This window comes from Pseudomonas sp. Tav-5-1A (assembly GCF_055755055.1).
Genome location: NZ_CM146901.1, coordinates 1,766,953 through 1,779,951 on the forward strand (window position 1 = coordinate 1,766,953; position 12,999 = coordinate 1,779,951).

Annotated in this window: 12 protein-coding genes; 8 read left to right on the plus strand and 4 right to left on the minus strand. The window is 61.5% G+C overall.

Features of this window, described 5'->3' with window-relative positions:
* Nucleotides 1-3 precede the first annotated feature (3 nt).
* The 6 genes from AC0J42_RS07805 to AC0J42_RS07830 all read left to right on the plus strand — a co-directional run bounded on the left by AC0J42_RS07805 (nt 4) and on the right by AC0J42_RS07830 (nt 7,495).
* Entirely contained in the window at nt 4-1,998 is a 1,995-nt protein-coding gene (locus AC0J42_RS07805; protein ID WP_473006823.1) for a polysaccharide biosynthesis protein, read from the plus strand.
* A 293-nt stretch (nt 1,999-2,291) separates the two neighbouring features.
* Nucleotides 2,292-3,191: a glycosyltransferase family 2 protein gene (locus AC0J42_RS07810; protein ID WP_473005718.1), complete on the plus strand. Its 900-nt coding sequence runs from the start codon at nt 2,292-2,294 to the stop codon at nt 3,189-3,191.
* 22 nt (nt 3,192-3,213) lie between these two features.
* A complete protein-coding gene (locus AC0J42_RS07815; RefSeq protein WP_473005719.1) occupies nt 3,214-3,852 on the plus strand; it encodes a class I SAM-dependent methyltransferase in 639 nt (212 codons plus the stop codon).
* A complete protein-coding gene (locus tag AC0J42_RS07820) occupies nt 3,849-4,751 on the plus strand; it encodes a hypothetical protein (RefSeq protein ID WP_473005720.1) in 903 nt (300 codons plus the stop codon). Before AC0J42_RS07815 ends, AC0J42_RS07820 begins: the two co-directional genes overlap by 4 nt.
* Nucleotides 4,752-7,067: a hypothetical protein gene (locus AC0J42_RS07825; protein ID WP_473005721.1), complete on the plus strand. Its 2,316-nt coding sequence runs from the start codon at nt 4,752-4,754 to the stop codon at nt 7,065-7,067.
* A gap of 116 nt (nt 7,068-7,183) precedes the next feature.
* Nucleotides 7,184-7,495, plus strand: a complete 312-nt coding sequence (locus AC0J42_RS07830) for a ComEA family DNA-binding protein (protein ID WP_473005722.1) — start codon at nt 7,184-7,186, stop codon at nt 7,493-7,495.
* Nucleotides 7,496-7,809: 314 nt separating this feature from the next.
* Here the strand turns inward: AC0J42_RS07830 and AC0J42_RS07835 are convergent, their stop codons facing one another.
* A complete protein-coding gene (locus AC0J42_RS07835) occupies nt 7,810-8,133 on the minus strand; it encodes a YceK/YidQ family lipoprotein (protein WP_473005723.1) in 324 nt (107 codons plus the stop codon).
* Between the two features lie 262 nt (nt 8,134-8,395).
* Between AC0J42_RS07835 and fabF the strand changes: the two genes are divergently transcribed.
* Nucleotides 8,396-9,667: a beta-ketoacyl-ACP synthase II gene (gene fabF, locus AC0J42_RS07840; protein WP_473005724.1), complete on the plus strand. Its 1,272-nt coding sequence runs from the start codon at nt 8,396-8,398 to the stop codon at nt 9,665-9,667.
* Nucleotides 9,668-9,673: 6 nt separating this feature from the next.
* On the opposite strand, the gene AC0J42_RS07845 is transcribed toward fabF, so the two are convergent.
* From AC0J42_RS07845 to eat, 3 genes are all read right to left on the minus strand, one after another.
* Nucleotides 9,674-10,240, minus strand: a complete 567-nt coding sequence (locus AC0J42_RS07845; RefSeq protein ID WP_473005725.1) for a TetR/AcrR family transcriptional regulator — start codon at nt 10,238-10,240, stop codon at nt 9,674-9,676.
* Nucleotides 10,241-10,391: 151 nt separating this feature from the next.
* Nucleotides 10,392-10,559, minus strand: a complete 168-nt coding sequence (locus tag AC0J42_RS07850; RefSeq protein WP_416423061.1) for a DUF2897 family protein — start codon at nt 10,557-10,559, stop codon at nt 10,392-10,394.
* Nucleotides 10,560-10,665: 106 nt separating this feature from the next.
* The gene (gene eat, locus AC0J42_RS07855) at nt 10,666-12,030 is read right to left on the minus strand and encodes an ethanolamine permease (RefSeq protein ID WP_473005726.1); all 1,365 of its coding nucleotides are present in this window, start codon (nt 12,028-12,030) and stop codon (nt 10,666-10,668) included.
* Between the two features lie 214 nt (nt 12,031-12,244).
* Here eat and pyrF point away from each other — a divergent pair, with 214 nt between their 5' ends.
* A complete protein-coding gene (gene pyrF, locus AC0J42_RS07860; RefSeq protein WP_416423063.1) occupies nt 12,245-12,946 on the plus strand; it encodes an orotidine-5'-phosphate decarboxylase in 702 nt (233 codons plus the stop codon).
* Nucleotides 12,947-12,999: the final 53 nt, after the last annotated feature.

Below are 12,999 nucleotides of genomic sequence, written 5' to 3' on the forward strand. Positions count from 1 at the left end.
ATTATGGATAGATTTCGAGCGTTTTTATTGAGCCTCCCGCGCCGCCACAAGCGGGTAATTCAGGTGGCGACCGACGTTCTCCTGGTGTGGGGTGCCCTATGGCTGGCCTTCATGGTGCGGCTGGGCATCGAGGACATGTACAACCCCTTCATCGTCCATACCTGGCTGTTTGTGTGCGCGCCGATCGTGGCCATCCCGCTGTTTATTCGTTTCGGCATGTACCGGGCGGTGATGCGCTATTTCGGCAATGATGCCCTGGTGGCTATCGTCAAGGCGGTGAGCCTGTCGTCACTCATCCTGGCCGTGGTGGTTTACTGGTACAGCAACCACCAGGCGGTGGTCCCGCGCTCGATCATCTTCAACTACTGGTGGCTGAGCCTGGTGATCATCGGCGGCCTGCGTCTGGCCATGCGGCAATATTTCATGGGTGACTGGTTCACCTCGGTCAATTATGTGCCGTTTCGCAACCGTGACGAGGGGCTCACCAAGGTAGCCGTCTATGGGGCGGGCGTGGCCGGCAACCAGCTCGTCGCAGCCTTGCGCATGGGCCGTACCATGCGGCCGGTGGCATTCATCGACGATGACAACAGCATTGCCGACCGCATTATTTCCGGCTTGCAGGTCTTCAAGCCCAAGCATATCCAGCAGATGATCGATGTCACCGGTGCCCAGGAAATATTGCTGGCGCTGCCTTCCACTACCCGTGCACGACGCCGGGAAATTCTCGGTTTCCTGGAGGGGTTCCCGTTGCATGTGCGCAGCGTGCCCAACGTCACCGACCTTGCCAGTGGCCGGGTCAAGGTGGATGACATCCAGGAAGTCGACATTGCCGACCTGCTGGGCCGCGACGCGGTGCCGGCCCAGGATGACCTGCTGACCCACTGCATCAGCGACAAGGCGGTGATGGTAACGGGAGCCGGTGGCTCCATCGGGTCCGAGCTCTGCCGCCAGATCGTTGCCTTGCGGCCAACCCTGCTGGTGCTGTTCGAGCATAGTGAGTTCAATCTCTACAGCATCATGACCGAGTTGGAACAGCGCCTGGAGAGAGAGGCGCTGACGGTGCGCCTGTTGCCTATCCTGGGATCGGTGCGCCACCCGCATAAATTGCTTGAAGTGATGAAGACCTGGAACATCAACACCGTCTATCACGCAGCCGCCTACAAGCACGTGCCCATGGTGGAACACAACATTGCCGAGGGCGTGTTGAACAACGTCATTGGCAGCCTTAATACTGCTCAGGCCGCCCTCCAGGCGGGAGTGGCCAATTTCGTGTTGATCTCCACCGACAAGGCGGTGCGCCCTACTAATGTCATGGGCAGCACCAAGCGCCTTGCGGAAATGACCTTGCAGGCCCTGAGCCGGGAGTTGGCGCCGGTATTGTACGGCGACCCGGCCAATGTGGCCCGCGTCAACAAGACCCGCTTCACCATGGTGCGGTTCGGCAACGTGCTTGGCTCCTCCGGTTCAGTGATTCCGCTGTTCCACAAGCAGATCAAGTCTGGCGGGCCGCTGACGGTTACCCATCCCAAAATCACCCGTTACTTCATGACCATCCCCGAGGCTGCCCAGTTGGTTATCCAGGCGGGCTCGATGGGGCAAGGCGGCGACGTGTTCGTGCTCGACATGGGCGAGCCGGTGCGCATTGCCGAGTTGGCGGAGAAAATGGTGCACTTGTCCGGCTTGAGTGTTCGTTCCGAGAAAAACCCGCAGGGCGATATCGCCATTGAATTTACCGGGCTCAGGCCTGGGGAGAAGTTGTATGAGGAACTCCTGATTGGCGACAACGTGGTGTTGACCCGCCATCCCATGATCATGAGCGCTCATGAGGAGCACATTCATTGGGACCTGCTGAAGGAGCGGCTCGCCGAGTTGATGCAGGGTGTTGAAAACAACGATTATTCCAGGGTAAGGCAGTTGCTTCGGGATACTGTGAGTGGTTATACGCCTGAGGGCGAGATTGTCGACTGGGTATACCTGCAGCAGCGTAACGAGCTGTAATTAAATGGTCAGCATCGCGTTGCTGCAGTGATGTGGCGCAAATGCTGGCGATGTTTGTTGTTGCAAATACAGCGCGGTGGTATCTAATGGCCATTATTGCGTTAAGGTGGCTACTGGAGGAAACTTTCGCCGCGCAATCTTCGTCGGCGAAAGTATCCATATCTATACAAGTGTGGGGAAGTGCGGGGTGGTTGTCGAAGAAGAGTAAATAACAGTGACCCGCATGCCGCGTAATCTGAGGTGTTGTATTGAAACTTATCATACAGATTCCCTGCTTTAACGAGTCGGCAACCTTGGCTGTCACTGTTGCCGCACTGCCAAGGTCCTTGGCAGGCTTTGACACGGTCGAATGGCTGGTCATCGATGACGGCAGTCAGGACAACACCAGTGAGGTCGCCCGAAGCCTTGGGGTGGACCATGTGGTACGCCATACCCGCAACCAGGGCCTGGCAAAGGCATTCATGACCGGCCTGGATGCATGCCTGCAACGGGGTGCCGATGTCATCGTCAATACAGATGCCGACAACCAGTATTGCGCGGCAGATATTCCTTCGTTAACCCAGCCTATTCTCGAACACCGCGCTGACATGGTGATTGGCGCTCGCCCCATCGATGCCATCGAGCACTTTTCTCCGGTTAAAAAGCTGTTGCAGCGCCTGGGTAGCTGGGTGGTACGCGTGGCCAGTAACACCGATATTCCGGATGCACCCAGTGGTTTTCGTGCACTGAGCCGTGTAGCGGCACAGCACCTGATGGTATTCAACAATTACACCTACACACTGGAGACCATTATCCAGGCGGGCCAGAAGAATATGGCCGTGGTTTCCGTACCGGTGCGGGTGAACGGTGATTTGCGTCCCTCGCGATTAGTGAAAAGTATCCCGTCATACATTCAAAAAAGTATTGTGACAATACTTCGAATTTTCATCGTTTACAGGCCATTTCGCTTTTTCGGCACTATCGGCCTGGTCATTTTCTGTTGCGGGCTGGTATTGGGTGGCAGGTTTCTCAACCTGTACCTTCAGGGGGATGGCGGCGGTCACGTGCAATCCTTGATCCTGGCCGCCACCTTGCTGATCATGGGCTTCCAGACGCTACTGATCGCCGTGGTGGCGGACCTGCAGGCAGCGAACCGAAAGTTGTTGGAAGATATTCGCTTTAAATTGAACAGTTCGAACAAAAGTGATGAGTGAACCAACCCCGGGAGCGCAACACATGAAGATGGCGGGTGGCGCGACTGAAGACGATATCGTCATTGGCAACGCGTTCGACAAGTATGGTTCTCGAAACCCCATTGTCCGCTGGATGATGAAAGGCTTCGATGACGCGCTTGCGTCGTTGATGGCCCGCACCGATGCCAAAGCCATTCATGAAATAGGCTGCGGCGAAGGTTTCTGGACTATCCAGTGGCTCAAGCAGGGCCTTGATGTGCGCGGTTGCGATTTTTCCGGCAAGGTGGTGGAGATCGCCCAGCAGAACGCGGCGCTCAACCAGGTACCGCCAGAGCGTTTCTCCGTGAAGAGCATCTACGACCTGAAGGCGCCTGCGGACGGCGCCGACCTGGTGGTGTGCTGTGAGGTTCTGGAACACCTGGAATTTCCGCAGCAGGGGATCGCCGCGCTGCAATCCATCGCCACCGGCTACGTGATCCTGAGTGTGCCGCGGGAGCCCTTGTGGTGCCTGCTCAACTTCGCCCGGGGGAAATACCTGCGGCAGTGGGGAAACACGCCGGGTCATATTCAGCATTGGTCCAAGCGCCAATTCGTGGCCTTTGTGTCGCAGTATTTCGATGTGATCGAAGTGCGCAGCCCATTGCCGTGGACCATGGTGCTGTGCAAGGCGCGCACCTGTTGAGTGCCATGCCTGGGCTGTTGCGGCGCCACGGCAAGACGATCACGGGAGCGGTGGGAAGCGTATTGGCCGTGCTGGCCATTGGTTTCATCGTCCTGAGCTTCCGCAAATATGATGCAGTGCTGGACTTCTCCACGGTGCGAACGGGGCAATGGTGGGCGCTGGTCGGGCTGGCCGCCACCTATGGCCTGGCCACTGCGCTGCTGGGCGCTGGCTGGTGGCAATGCCTTGGTCACCTGGGCCTCGCGGTGGCGCCGCAGTGGGCCTGCAGCGTGTATGGCGCCACGCAGCTGTCGAAGTACGTGCCTGGCAACATCTTTCATCTCGCGGGGCGGCAAGCCCTCGGAATGATGGCGGGCCTGCCAGGCTGGCGCCTGGCCAAGAGTGCCGTGCTGGAAACTGTTCTGCTGTGCATGGCGGGTGCCTTGCTCGGTTGCCTTGCGCTGGCACGATTGGAGCCGGCCCTGGGCACCGGCTTTGCGGTCTCTGCCTACCTGCTAGGCGCAGCACTGGTGCTGCTGGTGCTTCGGCGCTGGCAGGGTGGCCGGCTGGCTTGGGCCTTTGCCTTATACAGTCTGTTCCTGCTCATATCGGGCCTGGTTTTCCAGGGTGTCCTGCGGGTGCTTGGCTATGGAACGGACTGGGCATCCGCCAATGTGGTGCTGGTAGTAGGTGCCTATGTGCTGGCCTGGCTCATCGGCATGGTGACGCCGGGGGCGCCAGCAGGCATCGGCATCCGGGAAATGGTGCTGTTTTTCTTCCTCAAGACGACGCTGACGGAAACTGACGTGATAGTAGCGGTAGTCGCTGGTCGCGTCGTGACAGTGAGTGGCGATGTACTTGCCTTTGTGGTGGCGTCTTTATGGCGGCTGAAACTGCGGCAGCCTGGGAGGGCAAGTTAAATGCAGTGGGACTTAAAACGCATTATCTTCGCCGTTGCCCTGCTGGTGGGCATTCTCGCCTATCAGGGTGCGGTGCCGTTCGTGGCTGTGCCTACTCTGGGACAGGCGCTATGGCTGGGGGGCTTTGCCGAGTCGCTGGCGCGTGAAGGGTTGTTCAGCACGCATTCGATTTTCATTGGCTACCCCTCAGGGGCCCCGCTTGCCTTCGGGCTAGCCGGCGCATGGCCGATGGCGCTGTTGATTCGGACCGGCATGGACATGGCCAATGCCTATTCGCTGGTGTGTGCCCTGTGGCTTGCTCTCGCTTACTGGGGGGCCATAGGCCTGGCGCGCCTGTATGTGCGCTCCATCAGCCTCGCTGCCAGTGCTGCGGCGCTGTGGCTTTGCCTGCCTATTATCTGGGGCCATGCGGGTTACAGCATGTTGTCCATGGCGATGGCATTGCTGCCCAGTTACTTTCTCGTAGGGTATCGCCTGTTCACGACCCATGGCCTGGGACGCTTTGCTCGATTGACGCGCGGATTGCTATTCGTCATGACCACGCTGCTTGCGGTGTTCATGGACGGCTACACCTTTGTGATGTTCTTCGCCGGCATGGCTGTCCTGGGGGTAGCGTTTCTGTTGCGCCAGCCTGCCGCGCGGCGTGAGTTGCTGGTATTCGCCGCCCCGGTGTGCCTGCTTGGGTTTGGCTTGGCCTACGAGGCCTATACGCATTACGTTGGAAGCTCGCACTTTACCCCCAGCCCGTTGGCGTTTTTTCGTGGCTGGGGCCTGGATCTCTCGTTTGCCCTGGTGCCTACCCACGGGGTCAGTGCAGTGGCCGATGCCCTGGGCTGGAGTGTCTATCGTTCAAACGAGCTGTATTACGGGGACAAGTCTGTCTGGGCTACCCCCTATAGCCTGCCTATCCTGCTAGCTGGGTTGCTTGGCTACTGCAGCGCCCGCCGCCGCGAATGGCTTGCCTCTGCATTGCTGGTGGTGGCGCTGCTTGGTTTTTACCTGGCCCTGGGCCCGTCGCTGAAGATAGACAGTGTCAAGCCGTTGCTGGTGCAGCAGCAGGCGCCTGGTGCACTGAGTGCCTTGATGCCCGCCGGTCTGGCACCTGCCACGGGCAACGCCTGGGTCTGGGAGTACCTGCCGGGCTTCAAGGTGATGCGCGCTACCTATCGCTGGGCCGCGTTGGCGATTTTTGCGCTGTGGTGGCTGAGCGTCATGGGCCTGGCAGCGCTCGAGACGCGCAGCCTGCGCTGGGCTGGGGCAGGCGTGCTGGTGCTGTTCGTGCTGTACTGGCCAGCGGTGGGTGAAAACTGGCAGCGTGCGGTCATCAACCGGCAGATGTTCGACGCCATTGAACGTGACGTTACGAAGCCATTGGCCAAAGCATTTTCCCACAATGAGCTGGTCGCATTCGCGCCCTATGCCAACGATTTCATGGTTAACCACCTGGCTTCGTTCGGCGGCTACCGCACCTACAATATCGGCGGCGACAAGAACCTGGCGATGGCCCAGAAACATTGGCCTGCTGCCATGCTGGACTACTTCGATGGCGCGGGTGGCGTACGTCCTGACCAGGTGTTGAAGTTCTTGCTGGACAACCATGCCGACGCTGTCGTCATTCCTTATTTCAATACCTTGAGGGGCGCAGAAGTCTGGCCATGCCCGGAGTTGAGCCCTGCCATATTGACGGCCGAGGATCGACGCTTGTCGCTGTTGGATAATTTCAAATGCCCTGCACAGTTCCGGCAGGTGTTCGCCGGTACGGTCAGCCTTCTGCAAGGTAATCCGTTGCTCTCCGTCACGCAGACGCCCTATTTTGCGATAGTTCAGCTCAAGGCCAGGTCCAGCGAACAGACCACTCGGGTCAGCCTGGAACAATTGGCGGCGACGCCTTACCCCATCGCCTTCGGTAGTGGCTTGCCCAACGCGGCGTTTCTGCTTCTGTCCGGGTGGTACACGCTTGAGCCAGGGGCGGTCTGGTCGAAGCCTGAAGCGAGCCTGCGTTTGCCGGTTCCGCCCGAATGCAAGGGCGGGGGGTGTCGGGTGCTGCTGTCCTACAACACAGTAGGGGCGACCGCAGGGCATCCTGTAACGCTGCTGGTGCGCGAACCAGAGGGCTCAGCAGCGCCGGTCCAGCAGGAGCGTCTCGATGATGGCGTGGTGACGCTCGCCTTGCCGTTGGAGGCCGGCCGTGAAGATCAGGTCTTCGAGTTTTCCGTCCTTGGCGCCAGGGCGCCCAACCAGCTGTCCGGGAGCACCGACGGCAGGGTACTGGGAATTTACTTGCGCTCGGTACAGCTTCAATCCACGGGGCATTGAGTCCCGGTGAAACATCCCCTGACGTGATGCCGTTGGACAACGTATCAGGCTCGACTAGGTTGAAAGGGCGGCTCAGGAAAGCCGCCTTTGAACCCACTGTAGTCAGGAGCTGTTTCATGCCAACCTTGTTCCGTTCCATGCTGTTCGCGCTGCTGGCCAGCGTATCCGTGCTCGCCAACGCCGCGCCGGTTGCCCCCACTTCATCTGCAATGGTGCAGGCTTCCGCTTCCGGCAAGGTCAATCTCAACCAGGCCGACGCAAATACACTGCAGCAAGAGTTGTCCGGTATAGGTGCAGCCAAGGCACTAGCTATCGTCGCGCATCGTGAGCAGCACGGTGTATTCACGTCGGTGGATGAGTTGCTTGAAGTCAAAGGCATCGGCAAGTCGTTGGTCGACAAGAACCGCGACAAGCTGACGCTGGAGTGACGTAGGTCTGGGTTGGGGCGCCTGGCGCCCCAACCTGACGGCTACGCAATACTTAAGGAACCGCAGTCAATTGCGGTGCCTGAGGAGGGAAATGCGCAGCCATGAACGACATGAACGGGCTTAGCAATACTTCATTTCCATGGCCGCTCAAATGATCAGCGTCGAAAAAGAGCGGGCGGTGGGGCACAGCACGGGCAACGGGTGCCAAACGCTGACACCGGGTCTAAGGGTAATACTGGCCGCTTACAGGGCGCCTGGGCGACAACTGCGTTGATCTTCCCTTGAAAATGGGGTTGCTGGACGGGGAGGGGGGGTTAATTCAGGACCATGCTGCCGTCGGTGTGCTGGCGTACAAGCGTGTAGGGCAATACGAGAGTATCGAGTGCGCCGGAGATCGCGACGTCCAGGACCATGCCCATGGCGTATGAACTGGAACCGGTGCGCGAGTCGCTCTCCTTGACGGGCGCGTGCAGCGCACAGAAGTCATACATGACGCCGCTGTATACTCGAGGGACGGCGCCGCAGTAGGATTTCGCGTCATTAAGATTCTTGACGGTAACCTGATCGTCGCGAAAGACGGTATTGATGGTGCCGCAGCCAGTCAGGGTGGCAGCAAGCAGTACGAGCATGAGTTTCATGGTGTGTCGTCCTTGATCGGCTGCAGCCAATTATTTGTACGATAATACAAATAAAATGGAAGCGTAGCCACGCATATCGAGTGAGGAAGTGCTTTCGCCTGGGCCTTGATTGCTTTTTAAGATTATGGGTGTAATACTATTTTATAGAATTATGGTTGACATTTAATTGCCTTCTTATAACGAGGGTTTTGTCACGGCGGCACGACTGCCGCAGCGGCCTTGAGGTCGTGGCGACAGGTTTTGCTTCCAGCAAGGGGATATCATGAACAACCGCAGAATCGTCATCACCGGCATGGGCCTCGTCTCGCCGCTCGGCACCGGCGTGGAAACCGTGTGGGGCCGCTTGCTGGCCGGCCAATCAGGCTTGCGTGAGTTGCCTGAAAGCGTGGTCGCCGACCTGCCTGCGCGGGTCGGCGGGGTAGTGCCAACGCTTGGGGAAGATCCGCGGGCCGGCTTCGACCCGGACCTGGCCGCGGCGCCCAAGGAACAGAAGAAGATGGACCGTTTCATTATGTTTGCCCTCGCCGCCGCCCGCGAGGCGTTGGCCCAGGCGGGCTGGGCTCCCACGGACGAGGCGTCGCGGCAGCGCACGGCCACGGTGATCGGGTCGGGCATTGGTGGCTTTGGCACCATCGTCGACGCCGTACGCACCACCGACAGCCGCGGGCCGCGCAAGCTGTCGCCGTTCACCATTCCGGCGTTCCTGGTTAACCTCGCGGCCGGGCAGGTGTCGATCCAGCATGGCTTCAAGGGGCCGCTGGGGGCGCCGGTCACGGCCTGTGCCGCCGGCGTGCAGGCCATCGGCGATGCGGCGCGGCTGATTCGCGCCGGGGAGGCCGACATTGCCGTGTGTGGTGGTGCCGAAGCGGCCATCGACCGGGTCAGCCTCGGCGGGTTCGCTGCGGCGCGGGCGTTGTCCAGTGGCTTCAATGCCACGCCCAGCCGCGCCTCGCGGCCGTTTGACCGTGACCGTGATGGTTTCGTGATGGGGGAGGGGGCGGGGATTCTGGTGATCGAGTCGCTGGAACATGCTCTGGCCCGCGGTGCCACGCCATTGGCCGAGTTGGTGGGCTATGGCACCAGCGCTGACGCCTATCACCTCACGGCCGGGCCGGAAGATGGCAGCGGTGCCCGGCGGGCCATGGAGCAAGCGCTGGCCCAGGGTGGCATCACCCCCGGCCAGGTGCAGCACCTGAATGCCCATGCCACCTCTACTCCAGTGGGGGACAAGGGCGAACTGGCGGCCATTCGTTCTCTGTTCGGCGCCGGCCAGGGCCCGGCGATCACGTCGACCAAATCCGCTACCGGTCACTTGCTGGGCGCGGCAGGGGGCATCGAGGCGATCTTCACGGTGCTGGCGTTGCGTGACCAGGTTGCCCCCGCCACCTTGAACCTCGAGCACCCGGACGAGCTGGCCGAGGGGTTGGACCTGGTGCGTGGCCAGGCGCGTGCCATGGCCATGGAGTACGCGCTGTCCAACGGCTTCGGGTTTGGCGGGGTGAACGCCAGCGTGCTGCTCAAGCGCTGGGTGTGAAGCGGTCTAACCCGCGGCATCCGCCTGCAACTTGAGCGCCTTGCGCGCGCTGTCGAGGATACGCAGCGACAACTGCGGGTCCTCGACGCTGCGCGACAGCATCAGCGCGCCCACCAGGGTCGAGAGCATCACCACGGCCTGCTCCTCGGCATCTTCTGCCTTCAAGGTGGCGGCAATGCGTGCCAGGCGGTCTTCCACGCCTTGGTCGGTGATGGGGCTGGGCTGGCCGCGCTGCCCCAGTTCGGCGGCCATGGTCGGCAGTGGGCAGCCTTTTTCCGGGCTATCGCGATGGGCGGGGCTCAGGTAGGTGTCGATGAAACTCTGCAACGGCTGGGGCTTGGCGAAGGCCTTTTCGCATACCTCAGTCAGCTCTTCGGTTGCCGCGCGCAAGGCGGTTTCCACCAGTTCGTCCTTGGATTTGAAGTGCGCGTAGAAGCCGCCATGGGTCAGCCCCAGCGCCTTCATCAACGGCTGCAGGCCGGTGGCGCCGATGCCATCCCGGCGAAAGCGCGCCGAGGCTTCCTTGACGATGCGTTCGTGGGTCTGGGCTTTGTGGTCGGCGGAGTAGCGCATGGGGATGGCCCGGTCAGAATGGGATGTTAATCATCATTCTAACAGAAGCGGCCCCCCGTGGCAGCTGCCGCAGGCTGCGTCCAAGGCGCCGCGATTCAACCGGTGTACGTTGGCGCCTGTGACGCGGCCTTGCGGCCGCTGCTACACACGCCTACCGGTTCTGCGCGTCCTTGGCGTCCGCCTCGGCGTTGCGCTGCGCCACCTTGCGGCGCTGTTCTTCGGTGAGTTCCACTTTGCTGGCGCTGTCGCGCAACATCATCAGGCCGCCAACAATGGAGCCGATCGCTACTACCAAAATCAACCAGGCGTACCAGGGCATGGCCACTTCTCCTTGCGGGCCGGGCTCGCCGCCCGGGTGGCGGCGAATACAGGCTTGTACTCATTGGAGGCAAGCGCCCGGCAGTGGTTCCATTATAGGGCGCTGGCTACAGGCCCGTGAGCATGGCGTCTGCCGGGGCGCTGGCACGGGCGGCGCCGGTGAGCAGGAAGTAGACGAAGCCTACCAGCATGAAGCCCAGGAAGATCACGCCGATCAGGGTGTTGAACCAGGCCATGGCCACCAGGCACACCACCGCCAGCACCAGGGCGATGCCCGGCACGATGGGGTAGCCGGGGGCGCGGAAGCTGCGAGCCAGGCCGGGTTCGCTGCGGCGCAGCTTGAACAGGCTGAGCATGCTCATGATGTACATGACGATGGCGCCGAACACGGCCATGGTGATCATGGCGGCGGTCAGGCTCATGCCGCCCAGGTTGATCAGGCCGTCGCTGTAGATGGCGGCGATGCCCACCACGCCGCCGGCGATGATGGCCCGGTGCGGGGTCTGAAAGCGCGACAGCTTGGCCAGGCCCTTGGGCAGGTAGCCGGCACGGGCGAGGGCGAAGCACTGGCGCGAATAGCCGAGAATGATGCCGTGGAAGCTGGCCACCAGGCCGAACAGGCCGATCCACACCAGCATGTGCAGCCAGCCGGAGCCTTCGCCTACCACGGTTTTCATGGCCTGGGGCAGGGGGTCATTGATGTTGGCCAGGGCGCGCCAGTCGCCCACGCCGCCGGCGAACACCATCACGCCAAGGGCCAGCAGCACCAGCGTGAGGATGCCGCTGATGTAGGCCTTGGGGATGGTGCGCCGCGGATCTTTCGCTTCCTCGGCAGCCATGGCCGCACCCTCGATGGCCAGGAAAAACCAGATGGCGAACGGAATGGCAGCGAACATGCCGCTCACCGCGCCGAGGCTGAAGGTATTGTCCCCGGCCCAGCCGTTGGCGACGAAGTTGCCGACGCTGAAGCCCGGCGCCACCACGCCCATGAACACCAGCAGCTCGATCACGGCGAGAATGCACACCACCAGTTCAAAGGTAGCGGCCAACTGTACGCCGAGGATGTTCAGCAACATGAACACGATGTACGCGCCCAGCGCCGCATGGCGCGGGTCCAGGGCGGGCCACTGGACGTTGAGGTAGGCGCCAATGGCCAGGGCGATGGCCGGTGGGGCGAAGACGAATTCGATCAGGGTGGCCAGGCCGGCGATCAGCCCGCCTTTTTCGCCGAAGGCACGGCGGCTGTAGGCAAAAGGCCCGCCTGCGTGGGGAATGGCCGTGGTCAGCTCGGTGAAACTGAAGATGAAGCAGGTGTAGAGGGTGGCCACCATCAGCGAGGTCAGCAGGAAACCCAGGGTGCCAGCCACGCCCCAGCCATAGCTCCAGCCAAAGTACTCGCCGGAAATCACCAGCCCTACCGCGATGCCCCACAGGTGCAGCGTGCCCAAGGTGGGCTTGAGTTGCGTAGTCATGACGGCTCCCTCGTGTGGATTGGAACGTTCGTGCTGTTTTGCGTGCAGTGGCCGTGCCAGCCGGGCAAAAGGGGTCGTAATGGCGGGTTTGGTGTCGCAGGTGGAGATGGGTGGGCTAGGCTAAGGGCAGGCTGTGCCTGTTTGTGGGGCGCCAGCGCCCCTAAAATCCGCTACAATGCGCGCCGATTTCGACTTGCCCCCTGAGAGCCCGCCCATGTCCGCTTGCCAGACTCCTATCATCGTCGCCCTGGATTTCCCCACCCGCGACGCCGCCCTGAAACTGGCTGACCAGCTGGACCCCAAGCTGTGCCGCGTGAAGGTCGGCAAGGAGCTGTTCACCAGCAGCGCATCGGGCATCGTCGAGACCCTGAACGACAAGGGCTTCGAAGTGTTCCTGGACCTGAAATTCCACGACATTCCCAACACCACTGCCATGGCCGTCAAGGCCGCTGCGGAAATGGGCGTGTGGATGGTGAACGTGCACTGCTCCGGCGGCCTGCGCATGATGGCCGCCTGCCGTGACGTACTCGACCAGCGCAGCGGCCCCAAGCCACTGCTGATCGGCGTGACCGTGCTGACCAGCATGGAGCGTGAAGACCTGGCCGCCATCGGCCTGGACATCGAGCCGCAAGAGCAGGTGCTGCGCCTGGCCGCACTGGCGGAGAAGGCTGGCATGGACGGCCTGGTGTGCTCGGCCCTGGAGGCCCAGGCCCTGAAAGCGGCGCACCCGTCGCTGCAACTGGTGACCCCTGGCATTCGCCCGGCCGGCAGCGCCCAGGACGACCAGCGTCGCATCCTCACCCCACGCCAGGCGCTGGACGCAGGTTCCGACTACCTGGTGATCGGCCGCCCGATCAGCCAGGCCAAAGACCCGGCGCAAGCGCTGGCAGACGTCGTAGCCCAGCTCAACGCCTGATCTTTACCTGTAGCAGCTGCCGCCAGGCGGCGTCCCGGACGCCGCCTGGCGGC